This is a genomic window from Marinobacter litoralis, from assembly GCF_016427555.1.
GTDB classification, from domain to species: Bacteria; Pseudomonadota; Gammaproteobacteria; order Pseudomonadales; family Oleiphilaceae; genus Marinobacter; species Marinobacter litoralis_A.
On sequence record NZ_JAELVS010000002.1, the window covers coordinates 180,673 to 206,862 of the forward strand.

The 26,190-nt window shown below is 53.9% G+C and carries 22 protein-coding genes; 15 read left to right on the top strand and 7 right to left on the bottom strand.

All coding sequences use genetic code 11. The features are described 5' to 3' along the window. Window positions 1-72 precede the first annotated feature (72 nt). The 6 genes from tig (at window position 73) to JAO79_RS08455 (ending at window position 8,640) form a co-directional block, all read left to right on the top strand. On the top strand, window positions 73-1,377 hold the full coding sequence (tig, locus tag JAO79_RS08430) for a trigger factor (RefSeq protein ID WP_199006819.1): 1,305 nt from the start codon (window positions 73-75) through the stop codon (window positions 1,375-1,377). Window positions 1,378-1,540: 163 nt separating this feature from the next. Beyond that, window positions 1,541-2,176 carry an ATP-dependent Clp endopeptidase proteolytic subunit ClpP gene (gene clpP, locus JAO79_RS08435; RefSeq protein ID WP_133005865.1) on the top strand — a complete coding sequence of 212 codons (636 nt, stop codon included), beginning with the start codon at window positions 1,541-1,543 and terminating at the stop codon, window positions 2,174-2,176. Window positions 2,177-2,252: 76 nt separating this feature from the next. After that, window positions 2,253-3,536, top strand: coding sequence for an ATP-dependent Clp protease ATP-binding subunit ClpX (gene clpX, locus JAO79_RS08440; RefSeq protein WP_199006820.1), 1,284 nt, complete (start codon window positions 2,253-2,255; stop codon window positions 3,534-3,536). 173 nt (window positions 3,537-3,709) lie between these two features. Next, window positions 3,710-6,127: an endopeptidase La gene (lon, locus tag JAO79_RS08445; protein ID WP_199006821.1), complete on the top strand. Its 2,418-nt coding sequence runs from the start codon at window positions 3,710-3,712 to the stop codon at window positions 6,125-6,127. Between the two features lie 238 nt (window positions 6,128-6,365). Next, window positions 6,366-6,638, top strand: a complete 273-nt coding sequence (locus JAO79_RS08450) for an HU family DNA-binding protein (RefSeq protein ID WP_114333466.1) — start codon at window positions 6,366-6,368, stop codon at window positions 6,636-6,638. A gap of 154 nt (window positions 6,639-6,792) precedes the next feature. Next, entirely contained in the window at window positions 6,793-8,640 is a 1,848-nt protein-coding gene (locus tag JAO79_RS08455) for a SurA N-terminal domain-containing protein (protein WP_199006822.1), read from the top strand. Window positions 8,641-8,681: 41 nt separating this feature from the next. Here the strand turns inward: JAO79_RS08455 and JAO79_RS08460 are convergent, their stop codons facing one another. Further along, window positions 8,682-9,563 (bottom strand): MurR/RpiR family transcriptional regulator, encoded by an 882-nt coding sequence (locus tag JAO79_RS08460; protein WP_199006823.1) that lies wholly within the window; start codon window positions 9,561-9,563, stop codon window positions 8,682-8,684. A 179-nt stretch (window positions 9,564-9,742) separates the two neighbouring features. Between JAO79_RS08460 and zwf the strand changes: the two genes are divergently transcribed. The 3 genes from zwf to JAO79_RS08475 are packed head-to-tail and all read left to right on the top strand — an operon-like array spanning window position 9,743 to window position 12,592. Next, a complete protein-coding gene (gene zwf, locus JAO79_RS08465) occupies window positions 9,743-11,215 on the top strand; it encodes a glucose-6-phosphate dehydrogenase (RefSeq protein ID WP_199006824.1) in 1,473 nt (490 codons plus the stop codon). Next, window positions 11,208-11,921, top strand: coding sequence for a 6-phosphogluconolactonase (gene pgl / locus JAO79_RS08470; RefSeq protein ID WP_199006825.1), 714 nt, complete (start codon window positions 11,208-11,210; stop codon window positions 11,919-11,921). Before zwf ends, pgl begins: the two co-directional genes overlap by 8 nt. Continuing rightward, window positions 11,921-12,592, top strand: a complete 672-nt coding sequence (locus JAO79_RS08475; protein ID WP_199006826.1) for a bifunctional 4-hydroxy-2-oxoglutarate aldolase/2-dehydro-3-deoxy-phosphogluconate aldolase — start codon at window positions 11,921-11,923, stop codon at window positions 12,590-12,592. The genes pgl and JAO79_RS08475 overlap by 1 nt, the downstream gene beginning before the upstream one ends. On the opposite strand, the gene pyk is transcribed toward JAO79_RS08475, so the two are convergent. Beyond that, window positions 12,589-14,037: a pyruvate kinase gene (gene pyk / locus JAO79_RS08480; protein WP_199006827.1), complete on the bottom strand. Its 1,449-nt coding sequence runs from the start codon at window positions 14,035-14,037 to the stop codon at window positions 12,589-12,591. The two genes, JAO79_RS08475 and pyk, sit on opposite strands and share 4 nt — an antisense overlap. 122 nt (window positions 14,038-14,159) lie before the next feature. On the opposite strand from pyk, the gene edd reads away from it, so the two are divergent. Beyond that, entirely contained in the window at window positions 14,160-15,986 is a 1,827-nt protein-coding gene (gene edd / locus JAO79_RS08485) for a phosphogluconate dehydratase (protein WP_199006828.1), read from the top strand. A gap of 37 nt (window positions 15,987-16,023) precedes the next feature. Then, window positions 16,024-16,626, top strand: coding sequence for a uracil-DNA glycosylase family protein (locus tag JAO79_RS08490; RefSeq protein WP_199006829.1), 603 nt, complete (start codon window positions 16,024-16,026; stop codon window positions 16,624-16,626). Here JAO79_RS08490 and JAO79_RS08495 read toward each other — a convergent pair. Beyond that, window positions 16,623-18,419 (bottom strand): PHA/PHB synthase family protein, encoded by a 1,797-nt coding sequence (locus tag JAO79_RS08495; protein ID WP_199006830.1) that lies wholly within the window; start codon window positions 18,417-18,419, stop codon window positions 16,623-16,625. The genes JAO79_RS08490 and JAO79_RS08495 overlap by 4 nt on opposite strands. Window positions 18,420-18,495: 76 nt before the next feature. Beyond that, on the bottom strand, window positions 18,496-18,855 hold the full coding sequence (locus JAO79_RS08500) for a phasin family protein (RefSeq protein ID WP_199006831.1): 360 nt from the start codon (window positions 18,853-18,855) through the stop codon (window positions 18,496-18,498). A 314-nt stretch (window positions 18,856-19,169) separates the two neighbouring features. On the opposite strand from JAO79_RS08500, the gene JAO79_RS08505 reads away from it, so the two are divergent. From JAO79_RS08505 to JAO79_RS08520, 4 genes are read left to right on the top strand one after another with little or no spacing between them, the layout of a single operon-like run. Next, window positions 19,170-19,970, top strand: coding sequence for a C39 family peptidase (locus tag JAO79_RS08505; RefSeq protein WP_199006832.1), 801 nt, complete (start codon window positions 19,170-19,172; stop codon window positions 19,968-19,970). A 54-nt stretch (window positions 19,971-20,024) separates the two neighbouring features. Next, a complete protein-coding gene (locus JAO79_RS08510; RefSeq protein ID WP_199006833.1) occupies window positions 20,025-21,035 on the top strand; it encodes a transporter in 1,011 nt (336 codons plus the stop codon). Window positions 21,036-21,074: 39 nt separating this feature from the next. After that, complete coding sequence (locus tag JAO79_RS08515) at window positions 21,075-22,700, top strand: OmpP1/FadL family transporter (protein WP_199006834.1); 1,626 nt, start codon at window positions 21,075-21,077, stop codon at window positions 22,698-22,700. A 20-nt stretch (window positions 22,701-22,720) separates the two neighbouring features. Continuing rightward, entirely contained in the window at window positions 22,721-23,755 is a 1,035-nt protein-coding gene (locus JAO79_RS08520; RefSeq protein WP_199006835.1) for a MalM family protein, read from the top strand. 7 nt (window positions 23,756-23,762) lie between these two features. Here the strand turns inward: JAO79_RS08520 and JAO79_RS08525 are convergent, their stop codons facing one another. The 3 genes from JAO79_RS08525 to JAO79_RS08535 are packed head-to-tail and all read right to left on the bottom strand — an operon-like array spanning window position 23,763 to window position 26,160. Then, window positions 23,763-24,797 (bottom strand): polysaccharide deacetylase family protein, encoded by a 1,035-nt coding sequence (locus JAO79_RS08525; RefSeq protein WP_199006836.1) that lies wholly within the window; start codon window positions 24,795-24,797, stop codon window positions 23,763-23,765. Between the two features lie 34 nt (window positions 24,798-24,831). After that, the gene (locus JAO79_RS08530) at window positions 24,832-25,488 is read right to left on the bottom strand and encodes a DNA-J related domain-containing protein (RefSeq protein ID WP_199006837.1); all 657 of its coding nucleotides are present in this window, start codon (window positions 25,486-25,488) and stop codon (window positions 24,832-24,834) included. Between the two features lie 18 nt (window positions 25,489-25,506). Further along, window positions 25,507-26,160, bottom strand: a complete 654-nt coding sequence (locus tag JAO79_RS08535) for a TetR/AcrR family transcriptional regulator (RefSeq protein WP_199006838.1) — start codon at window positions 26,158-26,160, stop codon at window positions 25,507-25,509. Between the last annotated feature and the right edge of the window lie 30 nt (window positions 26,161-26,190).

Below are 26,190 nucleotides of genomic sequence, written 5' to 3' on the forward strand. Positions count from 1 at the left end.
AGAGTTTCGCTCCTAACGGGATTTGGTTTTATTTTTCATTCACATACAGAATCTGTAATTCGAGGATCTTCCATGCAAGTGTCTGTTGAAACGACCTCTAACATCGAACGTCGCATGACGATTGGTGTGCCCGCCCAGGAAATTGACCAGGCGGTTCAGAAACGCCTACAGGAAACCGCTCGCACTGTTCGCTTGAACGGCTTCCGTCCAGGCAAGGTGCCCATGAGCGTGGTTAAGCGTCGTTTCGGTGACAGCATCCGTCAGGAAATCGTTGGCGAAGTAATGCGCGATAACTACATCAAGGCGCTGCAGGAGCAGGACATCAACCCGGCGGGCTGGCCGCAGTTTGAGCCGAAGACCATGGAAGAGGGCAAAGACCTTGAATTCGTGGCCGTGTTTGAAGTACTGCCGGAAATCGAGCTAGGCGACCTGAGCAAAATCAAAGTTGAGAAGCCAGCCGCTGAAGTAACCGAAAAAGATATCGACACCATGATCGATAACCTGCGTCGTCAGCAGGCTCCTATGAAAGAAGTGAAGCGCAAGTCCAAAAACAAGGACGTTGTGACCATCGACTTCAAAGGCACCATCGACGGTGAAGAATTTGAAGGCGGCGCCGCTGAAGGCCATCGCCTGACTCTGGGCTCTGGCCAGATGATTCCAGGTTTCGAGAAGGCTATCGTTGGCGGTAAGACCGGCGAAGAGTTCGACATCGAAGTAACCTTCCCCGAGGACTACCACAACGAAGATCTGGCGGGTAAGCCGGCTACTTTTGCAATCAAGGTTCATAAAGTAGAAGAGCCTCAGTTGCCAGAGCTGAACGCCGAGTTCTTCCAGAAGTTTGGTATCGAAGCCGAAGACGAAGCCGGATTCCGTGAAGAAGTTAAAAAGAACATGGATCGCGAGCTGAAGCAGGCCGTGTCTAACAAGGTCAAGAATGACGTTGTTGAAGGTCTGCTGGAAACAACCGAGCTGGACGTTCCGTCTTCCTTGGTAGACCAGGAAATCGATCGTCTGCGCCAGGAAGCCGTTCAGCGCTTTGGTGGTCAGGTAGACTTCCAGCAGCTGCCGAAGGAAATCTTCGAAGAGCAGGCTCAGCGTCGCGTTAAGACCGGTTTGTTGTTCCAGGAAGTGGTTAAAGCCAACGACCTGAAGGCGGATGCAGCGAAAGTAGATGAAAAGATTCAGGAAATCGCGTCTACTTACGAACAGCCGGAAGAAGTGGTAGCCCACTTCAACAGCAACCAGGAGCAGAAGACTCAGGTTGAGTCTGTTGTTCTGGAAGAAGCGGTTGTTGATTTGGTGCTGGAGCAGGCCAAAGTGAAAGAGAAGAAGATGAAGTACGAAGAAGCAGTCAAGGCTGGCCAAGCCCAGCGTTGATAGCTCGGGCATAGCCCTGAGTCGCTTTCTGGAAACAGCCGGTGTATCCGGCTGTTTTCATCTGGGCTCACTGCTGGCAAAGTATAGGGGTATCCAGGCTTTATATTCCGGATGTCCTGAAGCAGGAGTCCATGCCCAATGTCTTTAAGGAGTTCAGGCACACATGACGCAAAAACCGTTTGATGGCCCAACAATGATAACGAGCGCCGGTCTGGTGCCGATGGTAATCGAGCAGACGGCACGTGGAGAGCGGTCCTTCGACATTTATTCGCGCCTTTTGAAAGAGCGGGTAATTTTTCTTGTCGGTCAGGTTGAAGACCACATGGCAAACCTGGTCGTTGCTCAGTTGTTGTTCCTGGAGTCCGAAAACCCGGATAAGGACATTCACCTGTATATCAACAGCCCGGGCGGTTCAGTCACTGCGGGTATGTCGATTTACGATACCATGCAGTTCATCAAGCCCGATGTGGCTACCTTGTGTATTGGCCAAGCAGCCAGCATGGGCGCATTCCTCCTCGCCGGCGGCGCAGAAGGCAAGCGTGCGTGCCTACCTAATTCCCGCGTCATGATTCACCAGCCACTGGGCGGTTATCAGGGCCAGGCAACGGATATTGAAATCCACACTCGTGAGATTCTGAAGATCCGTAACACTCTGAATACAATTCTGGCGCATCATACCGGGCAGGATCTCGAGACCATCGCTCGCGACACCGATCGTGACAACTTTATGGATCCTGACCAGGCGAAAGAGTACGGGCTAATTGATACAGTACTTGATAAGCGCGTACCGAATAACTAATACTGAAAGTCATCGCATCACCCTTGGCCTGCGTATAGAACGTTTAGGCAGGCCAACGAAGAACAGAGGTATTTAAATGGCAGATGAAAGAAACGGCAGAGGCGACGATAACGGCAAGTTGCTGTACTGCTCGTTTTGCGGAAAGAGCCAGCATGAAGTCCGTAAGCTCATCGCAGGGCCCTCGGTTTTCATCTGCGACGAGTGTGTGGATCTGTGCAACGACATTATTCGTGAAGAAATCCAGGAGAATGCCCAGGAAGAAGCGAGTGACCGCCTTCCCGTGCCGGCAGAGATCCGCGATACGCTGAACGAATATGTGATTGGCCAGGATCGTGCCAAGATCGTGCTGGCTGTTGCCGTCTACAACCACTACAAGCGCTTGCGCTACGGTGAAGGCAAAAGCGACGTTGAGCTGGGTAAAAGCAACATTCTGCTGATTGGTCCGACCGGTAGCGGTAAAACCTTGTTGGCAGAAACTCTGGCTCGCACGCTGAACGTGCCGTTCACCATTGCAGACGCAACTACGCTGACCGAAGCCGGGTATGTGGGTGAGGATGTTGAGAACATCATCCAGAAGCTGCTGCAAAAGTGCGACTACGATGTAGAGAAAGCTCAGCGAGGCATTGTCTATATCGATGAAATCGACAAGATTTCACGCAAGTCTGACAATCCGTCTATCACTCGCGATGTATCGGGTGAGGGCGTTCAGCAAGCGTTGCTTAAGCTGATTGAAGGTACGGTTGCTTCGGTGCCTCCTCAGGGTGGACGAAAGCATCCCCAGCAGGAGTTCCTGCAGGTCGATACCGGCAACATCCTGTTTATTTGTGGTGGCGCTTTCGCCGGTCTGGAAAAGGTCATCCAGGAACGTTCGGAGCGTAGCTCGATCGGTTTCTCGGCTACGGTAAAGAGCCAGGACGATAGCAAGAGTGCTGGCGATATCATTCAGGACGTAGAAACGGAAGATCTGGTCAAGTTTGGCCTGATTCCGGAATTCGTAGGTCGTTTGCCGGTTGTGGCAACGTTGACCGAGCTGGATGAAGACGCTTTGGTGCAGATTCTGACGGAGCCTAAGAACGCCCTGACCAAGCAGTATCAGAAGCTGTTTGATCTTGAAGGGGTTGAGCTGGACTTCCGTGAAGACGCACTGCGTGCGGTTGCCCGCCAGGCTATGTCACGGAAAACCGGTGCCCGAGGCCTGCGCTCCATCATGGAAGCTACGTTGCTGGACACCATGTATCAGATTCCGTCTGAAACCGATGTGTCCAAAGTGGTGGTCGATGAGAGCGTGATCAACGGTGAATCAGAGCCGTTCAAGATCTACGCGAACAGCGATCATGCGAAGGCAGCATCAGAAGACTGATTTTCTCGGCCAGCGAGAGATCGGTTACCTGAAAAAGGGGCGTGCAACGCCCCTTTTTCATGGCTGTTCATAAAGTACCCGCCAAGAATTTTGCCCCGTAAAAAGATTGCAATTTTGGTCTGCGCCCCAATGATGGGTGGTATGCTGAATAAAATGTTTTCAGAGGATTCTCTATGACCCTTATATCCGAAGAAACCGTGCAAGAATATCCGCTGCTTCCGCTTCGCGATGTGGTGGTGTTTCCGCACATGGTGGTGCCACTGTTTGTAGGACGCGAGAAGTCCATTCAGGCACTCGAGGCCGCGATGGAGGGTAGCAAAGAGATTTTGCTGGTTGCGCAGAAAGATGCGGCCACCGACGAGCCAGGCTCCGCCGATGTGTTCGACATGGGTACCTTGGCGACCGTTTTACAGATGCTGCGTTTGCCGGACGGCACCGTAAAGGTGCTGGTAGAGGGTAATGCCCGTGCCAGTATTTCCGGTATCGAAGAAGGTGACTACCTCACTGCCAGCGCCGTGTTGATGGACGAAGATCAGCTGCCAGAGCGCGAGCAGAGTGTGTTGATCAAAACCCTGCAGGAAGAGTTTGAAAAGTATGTGAAGCTCTCCAAAAAGGTTCCGTCGGAAGTCTCTAACTCCCTTACCGGCATTAACGAGATCGATCGCCTTGTAGACACCATGGCGGCGCATCTTGATATGCAGATTCCTGAAAAGCAGGAGCTGCTTGAGGCGCTGGATGTTCGAAAGCGGGTAGATTTGTTGCTGGGTAAGCTCGACAGCGAAACGGATCTGATTGAAGTTGAAAAGCGCATCCGTGGTCGCGTTAAAAAGCAGATGGAGCGGAGCCAGCGTGAGTATTACCTGAACGAGCAAATGAAGGCTATCCAGAAAGAGATGGGTCAGCTCGGTGAAGGTAACAACGACTTCGAAGAGCTGGAACAGAAGCTGGAAGAGGCCGGATTACCCGAAGAAGCTCGCAAGAAAACGGAAGCCGAGCTCAATAAGTTGAAGATGATGTCGCCCATGTCGGCCGAGGCAACCGTGGTGCGCGGATACATCGACTGGATGCTGGCGGTGCCTTGGAAAAAACGTAGCCGGGTGCGCCACGATCTGGATAAGGCTCGGGAGATTCTGGACAAGGATCATTACGGTCTGGATGAAGTCAAAAAGCGTATTCTTGAATATCTGGCCGTTCAGAGTCGGGTCAAGAAGGTGAAGGGTCCGGTGCTGTGCCTGGTAGGGCCTCCAGGTGTGGGCAAGACCTCTCTTGGTCAGTCCATTGCCAAGGCAACCAATCGTAAGTACACCCGTATGGCTCTGGGTGGCGTTCGAGACGAAGCCGAAATCCGCGGCCACCGCAAAACCTATATCGGAGCGTTGCCGGGCAAGTTGCTGCAGAAGTTGTCGAAGGTTGGCGTTAAAAACCCGCTGTTCCTGTTTGATGAAATCGACAAGATGGGCATGGACCATCGCGGTGATCCGGCTTCTGCGTTGTTGGAAGTGCTTGATCCCGAACAGAACCACACCTTCAACGACCATTACCTTGAAGTGGACTACGACCTCTCCGATGTGATGTTTGTGTGCACATCGAACTCGATGGACATACCGCCTGCGTTGCTGGACCGGATGGAAATCATCCGTATCCCGGGGTATACCGAAGATGAGAAGGTCAACATTGCACTGAGGTATTTGTTGCCCAAGCAAATCGTTGCAAACGGTCTGCGCAAGAATGAACTGGAAATTCCGGAAGAAACCTTGCGGGATCTGATTCGCTATTACACCCGTGAAGCTGGGGTGCGTGGACTGGAGCGTGAAATCGCCAAAATCTGCCGTAAGGTAGTGCGCGAACACGTAGAGAGCAGCGATAAGGCTTCGGTAACGATCACGCCGGACATGCTGGAAGACTATTCGGGTGTTAAAAAGTTCAAGTACGGTCTTGCGGAAGAGAATAACCAGATTGGTCAGGTAACCGGCCTGGCCTGGACTCAGGTTGGCGGTGAATTGCTGACGATTGAGTGTGCGTTAACGCCGGGTAAAGGCCGTGTTGTGAAGACCGGTTCGCTGGGCGATGTCATGCAAGAGTCCATCCAAACGGCCCTGACCGTGGTCAGAAGTCGGGCAACCGGGCTGGGTGTGGCTGACGATTTCCATGAAAAGCACGACTTACACGTGCATGTTCCGGAAGGTGCAACGCCAAAAGACGGCCCGAGTGCGGGCATCGGGATGTGCACAGCTCTGGTTTCTTCGCTGACTAAAATCCCCGTTCGCGCGGACGTTGCCATGACCGGTGAGATCACGCTGAGAGGCCGTGTGCTGCCGATTGGTGGCCTGAAAGAGAAGCTGCTGGCGGCGCATCGGGGCGGCATTAAAACCGTTCTGATTCCTGATGAAAATGTTCGTGATCTCAAAGAGATACCGGAGAATATAAAGGAATCTCTCGAAATTAAGCCGGTTAAGTGGATCGATGAAGTGCTCGACATTGCGCTGGCTTATCCGCCCGAACCGAGAGCGGAAAAGGACGATGAAAAAGTGTCCTCCGCCAAGGGGAACGACGATTCCAATGATGCTGCAGAGCGCATAAATACACATTAAACACTGGATGAGTTGTTGACATGCCGGAGAGCCCATTGGTATAACTGTTTCGCCGTGAAGCAGCCAATACCAAGGGCTCCCGCGCAGTATGTGCCTATTCCAAACACCGGTTAATCGCCGCAAGGAATAATAATAGTGAAGAATGGAATTCTCCGACCGCTTATGCGATAGTCGTGAGCGTCCGCGAAAAAACAAACCAACCTATAACATCTTCAACCTGACATCGAAGGGGTTTAGTGTGAACAAGTCCGAACTGATTGATGCAATTGCAGAATCCGCAGATATTTCCAAAGCTGCAGCTGGCCGTGCGCTGGATGCTATGACGAACACCATCACTGGTGCTCTGAAGAACGACGATCAGGTTACTCTGATCGGCTTCGGTACCTTCTCTGTGAAAGAACGCGCCGCCCGTACTGGCCGTAACCCGCAGACTGGCGCTGAGATCAAGATTCCGGCCTCTAAAGTGCCTGGATTCAAGGCAGGCAAGGCCCTGAAAGACGCTGTTAAGTAATAGCTCTTTCACTGGCAGCTTCCGCTGGCGGGAGTTGCCATAAGAATTCAAGGCGCATTCCGATCAGGGTGCGCCTTTTTACGTTAAAGGCCGCCGGGGCTATAGCTCACACAATAATCACCAGCACGACCTTGAACAGGGATTCAGAACTAACATGCTTCAAGATATTCGGGATAACGCCCAGAGTACCATCGCCAAAGTGATCGTTGGCCTATTGATTGTTTCCCTTTCCATCTGGGGAATGGATGCCATTATTGGCGGTTTTTCCGGTGAGCCCGAAGTGGCTACAGTGAACGGAACTGATATCACCGAGCGGGAGTTTCTCCGAACCGTTCAGCTCGAAACCCAGCAGCGCCTGATGCAGATGGAAACCCCAGATCCATCTCTGGTGGACGAAGACCAATTACGCACCGATGTACTGGAAGCCCTTATCCAAGAGGCCGTACTGACCCAGGATGCCCAAAGCCAAGGGCTTGAGCTGTCGGACGCGGATATTGATGCCCTGATTACTCAAATGCCTCAGTTCCAGGTGGATGGTAAGTACAGCCCGGAGCGCTTTGCGGCGACCGTTCGTAACCTGGGTATGGGTGTTGCCGAATTCCGCGCCAGCATGCATAAGAGTTACGTGACCAACCAGATTCGAGCGGCCATCGCTCAAACCGCACTGGCGACACCGGAAAGTGCCGCTCAGTTGCTGGCCATACAGAATCAGACTCGAGATTTCCGTGTTCTTTCGTTGTCCAAAGACCAAGTCGCTGATCAGGTCGCGGTGACGGATGACGAGATTGCCACGTATTACGAAGAGAACAAGGCTCAGTTCCAGGAGCCGGAAAAGGTAGATGCAGTCTACCTGACGTTGTCACAGGCCACCCTGGCGGATGCGGTTGAGGTGAGTGAAGACGAGGTACGGGCCGAGTATGAGTCGCGGGCCGAGCAATTTGCCCGAGAAGAGCGTAAAGCGGCTCACATTTTGATTGAGGCCGGTGCAGAAGCTGAAGAAACGCTCTCGACTATTCAGTCCCGACTGGAAGCAGGCGAGTCCTTTGCCGACCTGGCTAAAGAATTCTCGGTCGATACCGTTTCGGGGCGTGATGGCGGCGATTTGGGCTATGCTGGCCGTGGCGTTTACGATGAAGCGTTTGAAGAAGCGCTGTTTGCATTGGACGAGGGTGAAATCTCCGGGCCCGTTGAAACCAGTTTTGGTATTCACTTGATTCGCCTGGACGATGTTCGCCGCTCCGATGTGCCCTCGTTTGAAGAGCTGGAAGGGCAGCTGCGTAACGAGTTGGCTCGGGCCAAAGCCGAAGAGCGTTATGTTGAAGTCCGCGCTGAATTGGCAGACGCAGCCTATGCGGCGGATGATCTGGCCGGGCCTGCCAGTGAGCTGGGGCTGGAGCTTCGTGAAGTGCAGGGCGTAACCCGAGATGGCGGCGCAGAACCCTTCGGTCATGCCGGGCTGGTGCGCCAGTTGTTCTCCGCAGATGTGCTGGAAGATGGCTACAACACGGAGCTGATCGATGTGGGCGACAATGTTTCTATTGTTGCGCGTGTGAAAGCTCATCACGAAGCTCGTCAGCTTGAGTTGACGGATGTTCGCGACGATATCAAGGCAACACTGGAAGTAATGGCGACGCGAGAGGCGCTGCAAGCGAAGGCGAACAAGCTGGTGGCAGACATTGAAGCCGGCGATAGCGTAGAGCAGGGCAACTGGAAGCAGTTCGAAGCCCAAGGCCGTGGCGCTGCCGGGGATCTAAGCCCGCTGGTGCTGCGCAAAGCCTTCACCATGCCACGTCCAAATGGCGAGCAATCGACTGTAGACGCGGTTGTAGGTCTGGCGGAAGCTCATATCATTGTGCTTGAGGCCGTTAACGAAGGGGACGTGGATCGTGAAAATGCCGAGTTCCAGCATGTTCAGCAATTCTTGACCCAGCTTCAAGGTCAGCGCGAATACGCGGTCTATCAGCAATACCTGAGAGAAACCGCCGAGATCGAGCGGAACTAATCCGGTCGCTCATTGAAAAAGGGTGCCTAGGCACCCTTTTTTTATGGCTGTGGATCCAGTGGGAAGCGCGTTGCTTTCAGGCTCTCCTTCACCTTCTTGAGATGGTTGAGAAAGTCCGGGCCCCGCTTCAACGTCACGCCAGTTGCCAGGATGTCGATCACGGTCAGATGAATGATGCGTGAAGACATGGGCATATACACTTCCGTATCTTCCGGCGACGTCACCCCCAGAACGGTGGTGCACACCTCCGCCAGAGGGGAGTCCGGGTTGGTTATGCCAATCACCGTGGCGCCATTGCCTCGCGCCAGTTGGGCAGACTCTACGGATTCCCGGGTGCGGCCGGTGTAAGAGATGACGACGATGGTATCTCCCACGCCAGCCCCCGCGGCGACCATGCGCTGCATCAAGGCGTCTTCGTAAGCGGACACCGGTGTGTTGAATCGAAAAAATTTATGCTGGGCGTCCATGGCAACCGAGGCGGAGCCACCCATACCGAAAAAGATGATCTGTTTCGCCTGAATCAAGTAATCCACCACCGTTGCGATGGACTCCGGGTCTAGCGCCTGACGGGCTTTATCCAGGCTGGCTATGGTGCTGAGCATGATCTTGTCTGCATACTCGGAGGCCGAATCGTCAGGTTTGATATTCTCGCCCACGTAGGGGGTGCCGGTGGCAATGCTTTGTGCCAGCCGAATCTTGAAGTCTGGAAAGCCGGTAGCGGAAAAGCCCCGGCAAAAACGGTTGACTGTGGGTTCACTGACGTCAGCCGCCCGAGCCAAAGCTGCAATGCTATACCGGGTTGCAGCGCTGGGATCACGGAGAATGGCGCCGGCCACTTTGCGCTCGGATTTATTGAGAGTTTCCAGGCGGTTCTGGATTTCTTCCAGCAAATTCTCTTCTCGACGGACCGCACTGACTGCCATACGGATTGCTCCCTGCCTGTACGCAAAAATGATTAATGAATCCGCATTATACCTTCCTTGAAAGAAAACCTGAGTAGTAAAAACGTCATGAGTTGCGTAGTTTCTTGGATTCCTTAGTCGGCAATGTCATTATTTGGGTAAAGTTACGACAAGCGCCTGCCAGCAGGATGGGGAGTTGAATGTCTGAGCCATTGCCAGTGTCTTGTGATCTTATGCTGTTCGGAGCAATGGGGAATTTGGCCCGAAAAAAACTCTTTCCCGCCCTTTATCAGCTGGATCGCGAGGGATTGCTGGCGGAAAACAGCCGTATTCTCGCGATTGCCCGGCGCGACTTAAGCGTTGCAGACATCCGCAAGCAATTGATTTCGAACCTTGAGGTGGCGGTCGCAGATGGAGAGTTTGATTCCAAACTTGCCGAACGTTTCGCCGCTCGGGTTGATTATCAAAATCTGGATTTCACCGATACCGCAGCCTTCGCCGCGCTCAACAGCTGGCGCAACGCAGACAACCAATTGATCGTGTACATGGCAACGCCACCGGCTATGTACGGCGTGATCGCACGGAATCTGAAAGACCAAAGCTGTTGTACGTCGCGTACTCGGGTGGTGGTGGAGAAACCCATCGGTCACGATCTGGCATCATCCAAAGTCATCAATGATGCATTGGCGGAGGTTTATGACGAAAGCCAGCTCTTCCGTATCGACCACTATTTAGGCAAAGAGACGGTGCAGAACCTGATTGCTCTGCGTTTTGCCAACAATCTGTTTGCCTCCCAGTGGGATCAAAACCATATTTCCCATGTTGAGATTACCGTGGCTGAGAGTACAGGGATTGACGGGCGTTGGGGGTATTTTGATCAAGCGGGGCAGGTCCGGGATATGATCCAGAACCATTTGCTGCAGCTGCTTTGCTTGATTGCGATGGACCCGCCTGCGGATTTGTCAGCCGACAGTATTCGCGACGAGAAGGTGAAAATTCTGAAAGCGCTCAAACGAATATCTCCCGCGATGATGGAGCAATACGTGGTGCGCGGCCAGTATGCCGCCGGAGCCAGTCATGGCGAAGTGGTGCCTGGCTATCTGGAGGAAGAGGGTGCGGATAAGTCCAGCCTGACGGAAACGTTTGTTGCCTTGAAAGTGGAAATCGACAACTGGCGCTGGTCAGGTGTGCCATTTTACATTCGAACCGGTAAACGCATGCCGGAAAAAATGGCCCAGATCATTATCCACTTTAAACCGGCCCCTCATTACATCTTTGATCCTGACCAGAAGCATCTGGCCAATAACAAACTGGTTATACGACTCCAGCCGGACGAAGGCATGGAGCTGAAAATCCTGACCAAAGAACACGGTTTGGATAAGGGGATGCGTTTGAGGCAGGGGCCGCTGGAGCTGACGTTTTCGGAAACCTTTGGAGCCGAACGGATCCCGGATGCCTATGAGCGATTGTTGTGGGAAGTGATGCGAGGCAACCAGTATCTGTTTGTAAGGCGCGATGAAGTCGAGCACGCCTGGCGCTGGGTTGATCAAATTATCCAGAACTGGCGTGATCTGGGCGAGCCGCCGAAACGCTACGCTGCCGGCACCTGGGGGCCGGTTGCCTCCATTGCACTGATCACCAGAGACGGCAGGAGTTGGTATGAAGATGCCTGAATTACAAATGCCGGAGGGCGTCCATGTGCATTCAGCTCAGTCGCCGGAGGCGATCGGCGAAATGCTCGCAGAGCAAGTTGCTGAACATTTGCGGCTTCGGCTTTCTGAAGCAGCGCTGGCAACGCTGGTGGTTTCCGGGGGCTCAACGCCGCTGCCCTTTTTTCGGGCCTTGAGGGGAAAAACGTTGGAGTGGGGTAGGGTTCTGATCGCTTTGGCCGACGAACGCTGGGTGCCGGAAACTGACGCAGCCAGCAATGCCGCCTTGGTAAAAAAAGAACTGCTGCAAGCGGAAGCGGCTCAGGCCCGGCTTGTGTTGTTTCACTATTCAGATAAAGATGCGAGTGAGGCAATGCCTGAGCTTGAGGCAGCAGCAACGGAATTGACCGACCCTGTGGATGTGCTGGTGCTTGGCATGGGCAATGACGGGCATACGGCTTCGCTGTTTCCGGATGCTCCCGAGCTGAACCAGGCCATGGACCGGCATGGGCATCAGCAGGTCATGGTGATGACTCCGCCGTCACAGGCTAACCAGCGGGTTACATTAACCTTGCCGGTTCTGATGCGAGCGCGATTTAAAATGCTACACCTGAAAGGACAAGACAAGATCTCCACGTTGGCTAGGGCAGCGGAAGCGCCGGCCGATTGGTCCGCAATGCCCATTCGCGCTTTCCTGCAAGCCGGATTACATATCTACTGGAGCCCGTGATGCCACAACTCTCGAACGAACATAAGCTGGAAATTGAGAGGGTACTGACGCAGTCATCAATCATACCGGTGATTACCATTCATCGTCTGGCGGATGCAGTGCCTCTGTGTAAGGCGCTCTATGAAGGAGGGCTTGGTGTTCTCGAAATCACCCTGCGCACCGAGTGCGGGGTGGCCGCCATTCGTGAGGTTCGCAACGCACTGCCAGATGCATTGGTAGGCGCCGGTTCGGTGACCAGTATTGCCCAATATCGCGAGGTAGAGCTGGCCGGCGCTCAGTTTGTGATCACGCCCGGCGTTACCGAAGCGGTGCTGGAATTCGGGGTAACCTCTGAAGCGCCGTTGCTGCCGGGAATTTCGACAGCTTCAGAACTGATGATGGGCCACATTCACGGCTACCGGCATTTCAAATTCTTTCCCGCTGAAGTGTCCGGTGGTGTAGCAGCATTGAAAGCACTGGCAGGGCCGTTCCCGGGCGTGAAGTTTTGCCCGACGGGAGGTATTCGGCGGGAGACGGCGGCAGACTATCTGAAGTTGGAGAATGTCGCTGCGGTCGGCGGTAGTTGGCTAACACCGGCCGATAAAGTCGCGGCGAAAGACTGGGCGGCGATTTCCGATATCGCTCGCGCCAGTCTTGTTGATGCCGGAAAGCAATCCCGAGCGTCGGATTAGCCGATGTCGGTGCCCACCTGAACAATTTTCATGGTGTTGGTGCCGCCATGCGCATTCACAAAATCACCGTTAGTGATGACCACCAGGTCACCCTGTTTGACATAGTCGCGCTTGACCAATTCTTCCAATGCCAGATTTTTCACCTGCTCTTTCTCGTGATTGGCAGAATCGAACGGCACAGTTTGAACGCCCCGGTAAAGCGCGACCTTGTGCTGGGTCGAGTGGTGCCGGGAAAACGCAAAGATGGGCAAGGCTGATTTGATGCGTGACATCAGGCGCGGTGTCGAGCCGGTTTCGGTCAGGCAGATAATCGCCGTTACGCCCTGCAAATGGTTTGCGGCATACATGGCAGATAGGGCAATGGCTTCGTCAACGGCTTCCATGCTTTCGTTAATACGGTGTTTTGACTGGCGCATCGAAGGGTGGCGCTCCGCACCTTTACAGATTCTCACCATAGCCTCGACCGCTTCAGTCGGATAATCGCCCACGGCGGTTTCAGCCGACAGCATGACCGCATCGGTGTAGTCCATAACCGCGTTTGCCACATCAGACACCTCGGCCCGCGTTGGCATGGGGTTGGTGATCATGGATTCCATCATTTGGGTGGCGGTAATGACGACGCGGTCGAGTACCCGCGCCCGAGCGATAATGTGCTTTTGAACGGCCACCAATTCCGCATCGCCGATCTCTACGGCTAAATCCCCTCGGGCAACCATAACGGCATCCGATGCCTTGATGACGGCATCCAGAGCTTCCGTGTCGTGAGCCAGCTCGGCCCGCTCGATTTTTGCCACCAGGCCGGCATCCGAACCCGCTTCCTTCAGCAACCGGCGGGCAACGTGCATGTCTTCGGCAGTGCGTACGAAAGAGACCGCAACGTAGTCGGCGCCCAGATTGGCGGCGGTAACGATGTCTTGCTTGTCCTTTTCAGTGAGTGCGTCAGCGGAAAGTCCACCCCCGCGCTTGTTCAGACCTTTGTTATTGGACAGCGGGCCGCCGATCAGCACGGTTGAGGTAATGCTGTGGTCATTGACAGCCGTGACTTCCATTTCGATGCGACCATCGTCCAGCACCAGAATGTCACCGGGAGTCACGTCGTTGATCAGCTCTTCGTAATCAATGCCCACGGAGGCTTCGGTACCGGCGTCTTTGTCCATCGAAGCGTCAAGAACAAACGTCTGGCCGGGCTTGAGCGTGACTTTGTTATTGCTAAAGCGAGCAATTCGGAGTTTTGGCCCCTGCAAATCCGCCAGTAATGCCACGAAACGACCTTGTTCGGCGGCGGTTGCCCGTACATTCTTGGCCCGCTCTATGTGTTCCTGCGCGCTGCCGTGAGAAAAGTTCAGGCGAGTAACGTCCACGCCGGCCGCGATAATGCCGGCCAACGCTTCTTTGCTGTCGGTGGCGGGGCCAAGGGTGGCTACGATTTTTGTGCGCCGGAGCATAAAGCTTGTCCTTTTGAAGTGTCGAAAACGGGGAATGTATTGAGTATGGTTAATTGAATCGGAACGCGAGTCTTTAAGGAAGTACACTTACGTAGTGTGTTTATCAATGTGGGAGTCATGCCATGCAGCCTGTTGTTTCCAGGGTTACTGACCGGATTATCGAGCGAAGCCGGGTGACACGGCAGGCGTATTTGGCCCGAATGCGGGCACTCAGGGAGCAGGGGCCGCAGCGCGGAACCTTGTCGTGCAGTAATCTGGCACACGGTTTTGCAGCGTGCCAGCCAGGCGACAAGGACCAACTCAAACTGATGAACCGAGCCAATGTGGCGATTGTCTCTGCATACAACGACATGCTTTCTGCCCATCAACCTTATCATCGATTCCCGGATGTTATTCGCGAAGCGGCGCATGGTATGGGTTCCGTGGCCCAGTTTGCCGGTGGCACACCTGCCATGTGTGATGGTGTTACCCAAGGCCAGCCCGGCATGGATCTAAGCCTTTTTTCCCGCGACACCATTGCCATGAGTACGGCCGTGGCGTTAAGCCACAACATGTTCGATGCCGTCACCTTACTGGGTATTTGTGACAAAATTGTGCCAGGCCTCCTTATTGGTGCCCTGAGTTTTGGTCATTTGCCTGCGGTTTTGATACCGGCGGGGCCGATGCCTTCGGGTTTGCCTAACAAAGAGAAACAGCGGGTTCGTCAGTTATTTGCCGAAGGGAAAATAGGGCAGGACGAATTGCTTGAAGCCGAGAGCAAGTCTTACCACAGCCCGGGCACCTGCACGTTTTACGGAACCGCGAATAGCAATCAGCTCCTGGTGGAGGTGATGGGTTTGCATATACCGGGGGCAGCCTTTGTTCACCCGAACACGCCGTTGCGAGATGCTTTAACCCGCGCAGCCACGGAGCAGGTGATCCGTTTGTCTCAACCTCAGGGCGGTAAGCTAGGGTTGGCCGATATGGTGGATGAAAAGGCAATCGTGAACGCTCTGGTGGCTTTGCTGGTTACCGGTGGCTCGACCAATCACACCATTCACTGGGTCTCGATTGCCCGGGCCGCGGGTATTCTGATTGATTGGAACGATTACGCCGAGCTCTCCTCCACCGTTCCGTCTATGACCCGTATTTACCCGAACGGGCAAGACGACATTAATGCCTTCCATGCGGCGGGTGGCACGCCTTATCTGATTCAGGAATTATTGAATGCAGGGCTTCTGCACGAAGACGTCAACACCGTTATGGGGCCGGGCTTGGCCCAGTATGCACGCATGCCGGAAATGAGCGATCAGGGGCTGCGATGGTGCCCGGCCGTTCGCGACAGTCTGAACCCCGATGTACTTAGCTCTGTTGAACAGCCGTTTGCTCCCGATGGTGGGTTGAAAGTCCTCGAAGGCAATCTTGGCCGGGGCATTATTAAAGTCTCTGCGGTTGCAGCGAAACACCATTGTGTGGAGGCACCTGCGATTGTATTTGAAGACCAGAACGATCTGAAGGCAGCCTTTGAGGGCGGCGATCTTGACCGGGACTGTGTAGTGGTAGTGCGTTTTCAGGGGCCCCGGGCTAATGGTATGCCGGAGCTTCACAAACTAACGCCTTACCTGGGTGTTCTTCAGGATCGCGGCTATCGAGTCGGGCTGGTGACGGACGGCCGTATGTCGGGCGCTTCTGGTAAAGTTCCTGCTGCCATCCATGTCTATCCCGAAGCCTTGGATGGTGGGCCGTTGGCTAAACTGCAGAACGGCGATGTTATTCGTTTGGATGCTGTTAACGGGCAGTTATCTGTGTTGGTAGACGACGCCACCTGGAAGGCAAGGAAACCGGTTTGCCGTGATCTTGCGCGGCAACATCAAGATTACGGACGCGAACTGTTTGGCTGGATGCGGCATGGGGTGAGTCATCCGGAGCAGGGTGCCAGTGTGTTTTGGGCAACCGAAGGCCGCAGTTAGGTGACTGTATTGATTCAGGCCGGGAGAACTGATGGTGATGTCAGATAATCAGGAGCTCGATAAGCTCAGCTTTGAGCAGTTAGTCATGCGAGTTCGGGCTTGTACCTTGTGCCGTGACAAGCTGCCCCATGAGCCAAGGCCGGTTGTTCAGCTGTCCGGGTCATCCCGTATTCTGATTGTGGGGCAGGCGCCCGGCAGAAAGGTGCACGAAACGGGGATGCCCTTTAACGATCCCAGCGGGGACAGGTTACGCCGCTGGATGGGGGTCGATAGGGAGACGTTTTATGATGACACCCGAATGGCCATACTTCCGATGGGGTTCTGTTTTCCGGGCACCGGAAAATCCGGCGATTTGCCACCCATCCCGGAATGCGCAGATACCTGGCGTGAGGGATTGCTGGCACGGCTGAAAAAGGTTGAATTGACGTTGGTGATTGGCCAGTACGCGCACGCCTGGCATCTGCCTGATAGCCGACGATCGGTTACCGACAACGTGAAAGCGTGGCGTGAATACTGGCCGCGGCTGCTACCAACCCCTCATCCCAGCCCCCGAAACAATTTATGGTTTCGAAGGAACCCCTGGTTTGAGGAGGAGGTGCTGCCGCGGTTGCAGGCGCGGGTTGCTGAGATTCTCGGTTAGATCACATCGCCCGCTTTGACTTTGACGTAGCTGCCGGGGGCGTCTTCAATTGCCTTTAGTTCCCCGTCGCCGGGTACCCGTGCGGGAACCTGCGCGCCTTCGTGTTTTTTGATCCACTCACGCCAGTGTGGCCACCAAGAGCCATTATGGGCTTCGGCAGTGTCAAACCATTCATCCGGGTTTTCGGGCAGGGCGTTGTTGGTCCAGTAGCCGTATTTCTCCTTGTACGGCGGGTTAATGACCCCCGCGATATGGCCGGAACCTGAAACCACAAAGCGGACATCACCGCCATACGCCTTTGCACCTTTGTAGGTGGCTTTCCACTTGGCGATGTGGTCCTGGCGTGCCGACAGGAAGAACGATGGCACCTTGATTTCGCCGAGATTGATCTTTTCACCGCAAATGTTCATTGCATCTGGTTCGATCAGGCGGTTGTGAAGATACATTTCACGTAGATAGTAGCTGTGCATGCGGTAGGGCAGATTGGTGCCATCCTGGTTCCAATACAGCAAGTCGAACGCTTTTGGTTTGATGCCCTTCAAATAGTTGTTGGTCCAGTACGACCAGAACAGGTCGTTCTCACGCAGTAAGTTGAAGGTGAACGCCATGGCCCGGCCGTCAAGGTAGCCTTTCTTCTCCATGGCCCGCTCGATACCGCGCAGGGAATGGTCGTTGATGAACACACCGATGCCGCCGGGGTCGGAGAAGTCCATCAGAGTGGTCAGATAGGTGGTGCTGACGATCGGTTTGAGTTTCTTCTTGGCCAGAACCGCCATGGTAGTGCCCAGAAGGGTTCCTCCGATGCAGTAACCGATCGCATTCAATTTGTCTTCGCCGGTGGCCTGCTTCACGGCCTCAATGGCGGCTAACGGCCCGGATTCTACATAGTCGTCCCAGCCCAGATTTTTATGCTCAGGCCCGGGGTTTCGCCACGAAATAATAAACACCGTTTGACCTTGACTGACCAGCCAGCGAATAAAGGAATTCTGCTCGGACATGTCCAGAATATAGAATTTGTTGATCCACGGCGGAACGATGAGGATTGGTCGCTTGGCAACGGTTTCAGTGGTTGGGGTGTACTGAATCAGCTGCATGAGTTCGTTTTGATAGACCACTTTTCCGGGCGTTTCTGCCAGGTTTTTGCCTATCTCGAATGCGGTGCGATCGGTCATCCCTACGTTGAACAGTGCCGGGTTTTGGCGAATGTCCTCGACCAGGTTACGGGCACCATCGATCAGATTCATGCCTTTACGTTCCCACGTAATACGAAGCACCTCAGGGTTGCTTAGCGGGTAGTTTGCGGGCGAAAGCGCACTGGTTAACTGACGGGCATAAAACATCAGTTGATCCCGGGTAGGGGCTGGCAACCCTTCGATATTTTCTACCCAGTCCAGAAAGGCTTGGGAATTGATCAAGTACGCTTGCTGTAACACATCGAACGGCAGGTGTTTGTGCCAGTCCTCCGCCAGAAAACGTCGGTCATCCGGATCTGGTTTGGCGACAGGGGGGACTTCTTTCCCTAGGACTCGATTGAGCGTGTAACGGGCAAGACCAAGATGTTTCTTCGCGAGATCCATCTCGGCACTGGCGAATCTGAGAGGGTGTAGCAGAAGGTCCTCCGCCATTGCGCGATACGCGTCTGACATTTCGGACAGGGTCGATAGTTTGGCGTAGTCCATCAAGCCAGCATCACCCAGTAACGTTTCAATTTGCTGCTGACTGTCACGAATTCGGGGTTCGAAAGACTTGAGTAACTGGCTTGCCGTCTTACCGAAAAAATCCATACCAAGCATTGGGGCCTCCGTTCGCTTGATAAAAACAGCCGGAATGAATCAGGTCATTCCGGCATTCAACTGCGTTTAACGGTAATCAGGTTGCGTTTTTGTTACTGCCAGATGTCTTTGATGATGCTTTTGGTTCGGCTGATGGCTTGCCTGTTTCAGTCTCGAAAATGCTCTGCATGCGCTCGCGGGTCTCACTGAAATAATTCTGCCAGGCTTTCCAGTCATTGGTGAGTTGGTCATTCAGTGATTTGAGCGTGTCCGCGTGGTTGGCGGTTAGCGTTTTCAAATCATCCAGATTGCGTACTTCGGCGGCCTGTTGGGCCTGATCCATCGCAACGTCGGCGTAACGGCGCAACGATTCCATTTGTATTTCAGCCGCTTTACCAAACTGGTTGATCAGTGTTTCGTTAAGGCGAGAGGCTTTTTCGAGTAGATCCGTGTTCATAAAGTACAACTCCGTTTTGTAAGGTATCTTCTTTAGAGGATGTTTTTTTATCGTCGCCGGCGCCTGATGACGCTGGTATGACAGTACGTATTATCCCTTACCTTTGTGCGCGAGTCGTTTAGCTCTTAGTCGATAATGGAATCGATTTGAATCAACGGCTCTTGAACCAGTTCTCACTCCCACCCGGGCTGGCCTGCGCTGCAGCGATAGATTTGAGGCACAGTTATCTTTAAGCCTTTTCCGATTTCGGTATCGTACCGTTACATGATGTAACCACTAAGTTGCATATCTAATAAAAACAGGGACTTTCCATAATGCTGCTGGTGTTAGCCGGGTCTATCATGACCTTCGCAATGGTGCAGGAAGCTACCGAAGTAGAACCGTTTGATCGGGGTACCATTGTGCTCGAGCACAAAGTGGACGCCAGCCCCGTCGAGCATCGCACCGATGTTCGCGTTGAGCCATTGGTGGAACAAACCTTCCGAAACATAGTGCGGCAAGCCTACGACTACAGTTGCGGCAGCGCAGCGCTCACCACCGTATTGAACAATTATCTGGGGCGAACACTGTCAGAGCGTCAGGTAATGGAAGGGCTGCTCCACTACGGCGAAAGCGAGCGCATTGTCGAACGCCGCGCATTCTCCATGCTGGATATGAAAAAACTGGTGACCGCCCTTGGTTACCCGTCAGGTGGTTTTCGCGCCGGTATCGATGACCTGATGGAGCTTGATCACCCTGCCATCGTTCCCATCCAGCACGCAGGCTTCAAACACTTTGTTGTTCTTCGAACCATTCGAGATGGCCGGGTATATCTCGCTGATCCGGCCGTGGGCAACATCTCGTTTACCTTGGCTCAGTTCGAAGAAAAATGGGACGACAACGTGTTGTTCATTGTCTTTCCGGGGAGTGATAAGCCTCTGGATAACCTGGAATTGAAAGAGGAAGACCTCCGGTTCGTGGATGACCAGACGATGACGCTGCTGGCGCAGCACGAAATTCCAGCATTTCATGAAGCCACGGAGCGCAGGCTGCAGAACCTGTTGGAACGTCAAAAGAACAATCCCGACGGCAGTGTGGAAAACACACGAAAACAGCTTCACTACCGTCGTAACTAATTTTCGGGTTAACACCCGGGACAGGAATAAAATAAATAAAAGTAGGGAGTCAGGATGAATCGTTGGTTAGTGCGAGGCTTTTTCCTTGTTTCCACGGCGGGTCTGCTTCCGGGTATGGCGCTGGCACAGGACGGAAGCGTTGATCAGGCACGGGAAGCGTTGTCGCGTCAGGACGGAGATGAGGATTCCAGCCGTCAATTGGAAGAGGTGTTTCAGGCGGCGGAAAAAAACTACTCGTTACAGAAGAAGGGGACCCATTCTCTTAATTACTCCTTTGATTATTCGTACACCGGCGATCAACGTCTTGATCTGGCGATTACTAACGGTTCGGTACGCAATCTGGATGTGGTGCCCTCGGCTACTCACAGTTTCACCAATTCGTTTTCCTACGACTACGGGCTTTTGGACAACTTGACGGTAGGCGCCCGCCTTCCGCTAGTCGTGAAGTACGACACCGAAGATGAACTGAATGTCTACGACATGGGGGATGTTTCCTTTACCGGGCGCTGGCAGCCATTTGCGTATGTACCGGGCAAAATGTCGACCACCTTTTTCGGAACTCTGAGCACCAAAACCGGCGTTAGTCCCTACGAGATCGATATCAAGGAGCAGTTATCAACGGGCAGCGGTTATTACTCGGTTGGCGGCGGCCTGAGCCTGTCCAAGGTGTTGGACCCGGTGGTTGTTTTTGGCTCGGTGAGTGCGACCTACAATATCACTGCTGATGATTTGGAACAGGTACGTGGTGGCCGTCTGCTGGTGGAAGTGGAGCCCGGTTTCGGGTTGTCCGGGTCCGCCGGTTTTGCTTATTCGTTGTCATACGACATTTCCTTGAGCGTATCAGCCCAGGTCAGCTATAGCGACGAAACGATTCTGACGTTCTCTAACGGTGATCAAGCCGCCGCTCAAGACCAGATGACCGGCTTCCTCAGTATGTCGCTCGGCACGCGCGTCAGTGACATGACCATCGTGAACACCAGCCTGGGTATTGGCTTGACCGAAGATGCTCCAGACTTCTCCCTGGGTGTATCCCTGCCCATTAATTTCTCCGGCCTCAAAGAGTGATTGGCGCTGTAGATATTCAAAGGGAAGGGGATGAATTTCATGGGACAACCTAGCTACAAACAGCACGTTCTGGCGACGTTGATAGCGGCTGGCCTTTCGTGTGGAGCGCAGGCGCAGATGACTCAGAACCTGACGATCCACCCTAAGGCACTGGCGCTCGGCAATGCTGTGACCGCCGATCCACCGGGGGTTATGTCGATTCACTATAATCCGGCCGGCCTGACGAAGTTAGACGACCGTCAGTTGGAAGTGAACATCCTCAGCATCTATCTGGATATTGATGCCGACTTCATTGCGGATGAAGAGTATGAGATTTTTGGAATTAAAGGGCTGGAGATTGACCCTTTAACCAACGAAAAGCGTGACCCGGTCGCTAATAGCCACAGTCATACCAACAACGTGGCCCTATACGTGCCCGGATATGGCGTTCTTCGGTTGCCGCCGGGGCCGGCGGTTGCGCCATCAGCCGGGATCAGTATCAAATCTCCGGGGTCAAAGCTAACGTTTGCGAACGCGTTCTTTATGCCGATGGCCGCTGGCTTTTACCGGGACAAAGACGACCCGGGCCGATACCAGCCACAAGCAACGGCGCTTCAACGCACCACGTATCTGTCGCCAACGGTGGGTTACGAGATCAATGACGAGTGGTCGGTGGGAGCCGGCATTCATTTGTCCCACTTCGGTTTAGCCGCTGATCAGTACATGCGTGCCCCCAACATGTTGTTGGGTGTCGCTGAAGTGCTGCAGGATGCCTTCAACTGCGAAAGCGGCGACGAACCATTGCAGCCCTGGCTTGCGCTGTGTGGCGGTAACATAGGCCCGTTTGATGACATTGGTGCCCTGAGTCTGAACATGCAGGAAAGCATTTCGCCGACCTATGCGCTCGGCGTCATGTGGGAGCCTACCGATTGGTTTCGTTGGGGGGCAAGCTACACCTCCGAAGCCGACATGAATCTGAAAGGCCAGTTCGAGATTCAGTACACCGACGATTGGGCGGGGTTCTGGCAAGGCTTGAACGGGTCGGTACTGGGGGCGATCACTTCAGCCATTCTTAGTTTGCCTTCTGGTGCGCCGCGCGAGGCGGGTAACGTGTCGATGGACCTGGTGTATCCGCAGCACTTCCAAACCGGGATCAGCGTGGATGTTCACCCCAAGCTAACCTTGAATGCCGATATCGGCTGGACCGACTTTGCCCAGTGGGATGCCTTCAATTTGCGGTTCGACCGGGATCTGGAATTTCTGAACGCCGCGAGAATTCTGTCTCCTGATAACGCAACACCCAATACGCTAAAACTGCCTCTGGGTTTCAAAAGCCAGTGGAACTGGGCGTTCGGGATGGAATTCCATGCATCGTCACGCCTTGACCTGCGGGCCGGCGTTGAAATTCGGGATTCTGTCATTCCGGATGACCAGCGCTCAATTATGGCGCCCTTCGGTGGGGCGAACCTTTACAGCATTGGCATGGGGTATCGCTGGGATAAAGATACCGAAATCGACATGAACTTGTCGTATTTACAGTCGATTGAAACCATTCCGGCGGATTCCAGCTGTAACGTAAACTGTGACAATATAACCAACATCATTTACAACCCATATGCTGGCCTCGATATAAAAACCTCCCTGCGGGTTGTGATGGCCGGTTTAAGCTTCAGGACCAAGTTCTGAGCGAACGGCGGAGTTTGTCAATGACACTGGCCCGCGCAAAGGCGTTATCGCTGTTATTTGTCGTTGTTACGGTACTGACTGGTTGCCAGTTTAGTGGCGGAAACGCTCACGTTGGCGACCGTGAGGGCTATTTTACCTGGGTGGACGAGCAGGGCCGGGTACGTTACACCCGAATTCCAGATTCGGATACGCCTGAAGAGAGTGGCGATAACGCCGAACCGGAGCGTGTCGAAAGCCAGGATCCGTTTGTGGCCAGTACACCGCCAAGTGACGATGATTTCACCGTCGAGAATTATCCGGATGGTGAAGCGCTGGCGGACCATGGTTTTGTGCGTGATGGCCAGAGACAGCCCTATTTCACTTGGCTGGATGCCCAGGGCAATGTGCGGGTCAGCTATTACACGCCCGATTTCGAAGGCCGGCCGAAAAGCCAGGCCAGTCCGATTAGTCTCACGCCGGCCTCCGTGCATCTGCCATCGCAATCCGTTGGTGAAATTGAACCTGTGGAGGGGTACGACCCGAATGCTTTTGCGATTTTAGGTATAGAGCCTAAGCAGACCAGCGAGTTTGATGAGTTTGCAGAGCATTGCTGCAAGGCCCTGGCAAACAAGGACTATCAAAATTGGGTGGAGGGGAGCGAATTTGGCGTTCAGATGGATTCCGATACTCCTCGTCATCAATTCAGTTCCGGCGAGTCACCGTACCATCTGATTGCGCTGCCTTTGTCAGTTTCCAAGTCCGGGTTTGTCATGCGGCTACGGGCTTATGATCACCACGGAGTGTTTGTTCCGAGCCTGGCGTTTCTTGATCGGGAGTTCAAGGTCGTCAGGCTCGTTACAGATCTCGTGATGGGATACACCCCGGAAAATTGGCATCGCCGGGGGTATCTAGAAGCTTGGGTGCCGGCTTTCCCCAACCGTGGTGAGCGCTGGCTTGTGCTTCATACCCGATCCCAGGACACTCAGGATCAGACTGTTATCACAACTGATGCTGGGCCCAAAGCGATTGCTCATACTCAAAAAGGTGAGTTGGGGATTGCAACGTTCGAGCCGTGAGTGCCGTTTAGTCTTCTGGCGCGTCCAGATTCAGCCACTGCTGTGACAGCCAGTAAAAACTGCCGTCACCTGCCGGGTGGGTGCAGTTGTATCGAAAGCGGCGGGCGTTCAGAGCTTTAGGTGCTTGCACGGTGACAGTGTCACCCGTTACGCGAAAATCGATTCGACCAAGCCCCGATGCAAAGCAAGCAAGTCGGGATGCCGATAGTGGGGCGTTCAGTTTAATTGTCAGCGATGGCGGATTGGTGGAAATGACGCCATCCGGCAGGCTACTGGCCCTCACAGGAAAGGCTTTGCTAAGCAGTTTATCTTTCAGGCTGTTGAGTTGTCCGTAAGCATTGGCCATTGGGAAGCGGGGAAGGCGCGTACTGTGCGAGTGGCGGCCTATGGCTCCCGATTGTTGGCCAAATCCTAGCCAGTCTCTGCTGTTTATTTTCTGCTCGAGCGCTTCGTCGTATTCGCCATAGGGGTATGCGAATAAGCGCGGGGTTGTTCCCAATTGGGTTTCCAGCGCACTTTGCGCGCGATCCAGGCTGCGGTTAGTGCGTGTGTTCCAATCGGCTTCGGCTTCACCTGGTTTCCGAGCCAGATGCGCATGATCTGCGCTGTGGTTGGCAATCGTAACCCATTCTTTGCGGTTCAGTTCTTTTAGCTCCGTCCAGCCCATATAACCCTTTCCACCTACTGAATTGGTGTTTACGAAGATGGTGTAGGGTATCTGTTGTTCGTCGAGCAGTGGGGCGGCCACGTTGTACACCGATTCATAGGCATCATCGAAGGTAATCGCGACTTGATTTGTTTTCGGAGCGTCTCCGGCGAGTGTCTGGCGCGCAGCGGGCTCCAAGGAAACCACTTCCAACCCCAATTCAGCAATCATCTGTAATTGAGCTTCAAACAAAGACCGCGATGTGCTGGTGGCTGGCGGGGTGCTATCGTCAACGTGGTGATACTGCAGAACCACCAGGTCGGCCTGGGCAGTGAACGGGAGTGCCATCATCAAGGACAGAGTGGTTCGAAGTATCAGTTTTCTGAATTTGATCATGAGTAGGGCGTTCCAATGGACACTGGGGTGTAGTTTATGAATAGTGCGCTTTGAGAACCGTGATAGCCTCATTCAAGTGCTGAACTTCTTCTGTACTACCGCCACGGTCAGGGTGCGCCTGCATCATCCGTTTTCTGAATCGGCGTTTTACTGTGTCGAACGACGTCGGCACTGACTCGAACCCGAGTAATTCAGCGGCCGAGGCAGCGGATGCGCAATCTGGTTTTTGCTGTATTGTACCTGCCCAAAAGCGATCCATCATGTCGCTGATATCGGTGTTAGACAGGTAGTATTGGTTCAGGTCGAGGTAAAACGCCCTGAGCGCATCTTTTGGCCCCGGAAGGGATGTGTCGGTAGCTGCATTTGCTGTGACCAGACGAATACACATAGGGGATATCTGGATGCTTTCCCCTCCGGTGAATAGCTCGTCGCTTAAGCGGTATAGCGCGTGAAAGAGTAAAAAGTGAACGGGGTAGAGTTGTTCGGGGCGGGAAAAATCCACTTGCCCGATTAATTGCCAGCAGTCACCTTGAAGTGCTTTGATCAGAGTCAGCTCACTGAGGCCCAACGGGCCTGCCACCCTCAACTCCTGCTCAGCCGCCAGCATGAGATGCTCGATCTGTTGCGTCAACCAGTTCAATTCGTTGTCAGTAACGCCACTGGCCCGGCCGGGTTCTCGTTCAATCGTCATGCAGGCATGGTATGCCAGTCAGCTTTTGCTTGGAAGAGTGGCCAGCGCCGGCAGGCCCCCCAGAAACAGATCGGTTGAGAATTTGGCGGCACGCTCTGCCTCATCTTGAACACTGTCAGGGCAGGTCCGTGCTTTTCGGGCGACGAGCAAGCTCATATCATAAGCAACGCCAAAAAAAGTGGCACATAGATAGTCCGGATCCGTTTTGGGAAGGAGCCCCCGGTCGATCGCGGCACGAACGTCTTGTTCCAGTGACAGGAGCGTCAGGCCGAGTATGTCCGAGCCAAACAGGTTTCTCAGTGCCCGCTGATTTTGATGGGCCAACTCGTAAATCACCGGGTCTTTGGCCGTTGCGCTATAAAGCGCATGGTAAGTGGAGTAGATCAGCTCTCGGGTTGAGGTCGCCGCATTTCTGCGCGTGGTCATATCCTCATTGAGCGAGGTGAGAAAATCGGTCAGCAGCGCGGCGAAAATGTCCTTCTTGCTCGAAAAGTAATTATAAAAAGTACCAGAGGCCAGATTCGTCCTGCGCACGATATCGCGAATGGAGCTGTTGTCGTAACCGTTTTCCTGAAAACAGTCTCTGGCGGCATCCAGAATGGCTCGGCGGTTTCGCTGCCTGTTGAGTGCGCGTTTACCCGTAGTTTCCGGCTTCAAATTCAACATATCCATGTTGCTGTCCTGTCCCTGAATGTTTGTGGT

Excerpts from the sequence above, each read along its gene's own strand:
- JAO79_RS08455 (WP_199006822.1), top strand. The coding sequence starts at position 6,793 with ATGCTTCAAGATATTCGGGATAACGCCCAGAGTACCATCGCCAAAGTG.
- JAO79_RS08510 (WP_199006833.1), top strand. The coding sequence starts at position 20,025 with ATGAATCGTTGGTTAGTGCGAGGCTTTTTCCTTGTTTCCACGGCGGGT.
- tig (WP_199006819.1), top strand. The coding sequence starts at position 73 with ATGCAAGTGTCTGTTGAAACGACCTCTAACATCGAACGTCGCATGACG.
- JAO79_RS08520 (WP_199006835.1), top strand. The coding sequence starts at position 22,721 with ATGACACTGGCCCGCGCAAAGGCGTTATCGCTGTTATTTGTCGTTGTT.
- pyk (WP_199006827.1), bottom strand. The coding sequence starts at position 14,037 with ATGCTCCGGCGCACAAAAATCGTAGCCACCCTTGGCCCCGCCACCGAC.
- JAO79_RS08500 (WP_199006831.1), bottom strand. The coding sequence starts at position 18,855 with ATGAACACGGATCTACTCGAAAAAGCCTCTCGCCTTAACGAAACACTG.
- JAO79_RS08530 (WP_199006837.1), bottom strand. The coding sequence starts at position 25,488 with ATGACGATTGAACGAGAACCCGGCCGGGCCAGTGGCGTTACTGACAAC.
- JAO79_RS08525 (WP_199006836.1), bottom strand. The coding sequence starts at position 24,797 with ATGATCAAATTCAGAAAACTGATACTTCGAACCACTCTGTCCTTGATG.
- lon (WP_199006821.1), top strand. The coding sequence starts at position 3,710 with ATGACCCTTATATCCGAAGAAACCGTGCAAGAATATCCGCTGCTTCCG.
- JAO79_RS08460 (WP_199006823.1), bottom strand. The coding sequence starts at position 9,563 with ATGGCAGTCAGTGCGGTCCGTCGAGAAGAGAATTTGCTGGAAGAAATC.
- JAO79_RS08495 (WP_199006830.1), bottom strand. The coding sequence starts at position 18,419 with ATGCTTGGTATGGATTTTTTCGGTAAGACGGCAAGCCAGTTACTCAAG.
- zwf (WP_199006824.1), top strand. The coding sequence starts at position 9,743 with ATGTCTGAGCCATTGCCAGTGTCTTGTGATCTTATGCTGTTCGGAGCA.
- JAO79_RS08515 (WP_199006834.1), top strand. The coding sequence starts at position 21,075 with ATGGGACAACCTAGCTACAAACAGCACGTTCTGGCGACGTTGATAGCG.
- JAO79_RS08505 (WP_199006832.1), top strand. The coding sequence starts at position 19,170 with ATGCTGCTGGTGTTAGCCGGGTCTATCATGACCTTCGCAATGGTGCAG.
- JAO79_RS08475 (WP_199006826.1), top strand. The coding sequence starts at position 11,921 with ATGCCACAACTCTCGAACGAACATAAGCTGGAAATTGAGAGGGTACTG.
- clpP (WP_133005865.1), top strand. The coding sequence starts at position 1,541 with ATGACGCAAAAACCGTTTGATGGCCCAACAATGATAACGAGCGCCGGT.
- edd (WP_199006828.1), top strand. The coding sequence starts at position 14,160 with ATGCAGCCTGTTGTTTCCAGGGTTACTGACCGGATTATCGAGCGAAGC.
- JAO79_RS08535 (WP_199006838.1), bottom strand. The coding sequence starts at position 26,160 with ATGGATATGTTGAATTTGAAGCCGGAAACTACGGGTAAACGCGCACTC.
- pgl (WP_199006825.1), top strand. The coding sequence starts at position 11,208 with ATGCCTGAATTACAAATGCCGGAGGGCGTCCATGTGCATTCAGCTCAG.
- clpX (WP_199006820.1), top strand. The coding sequence starts at position 2,253 with ATGGCAGATGAAAGAAACGGCAGAGGCGACGATAACGGCAAGTTGCTG.
- JAO79_RS08490 (WP_199006829.1), top strand. The coding sequence starts at position 16,024 with ATGTCAGATAATCAGGAGCTCGATAAGCTCAGCTTTGAGCAGTTAGTC.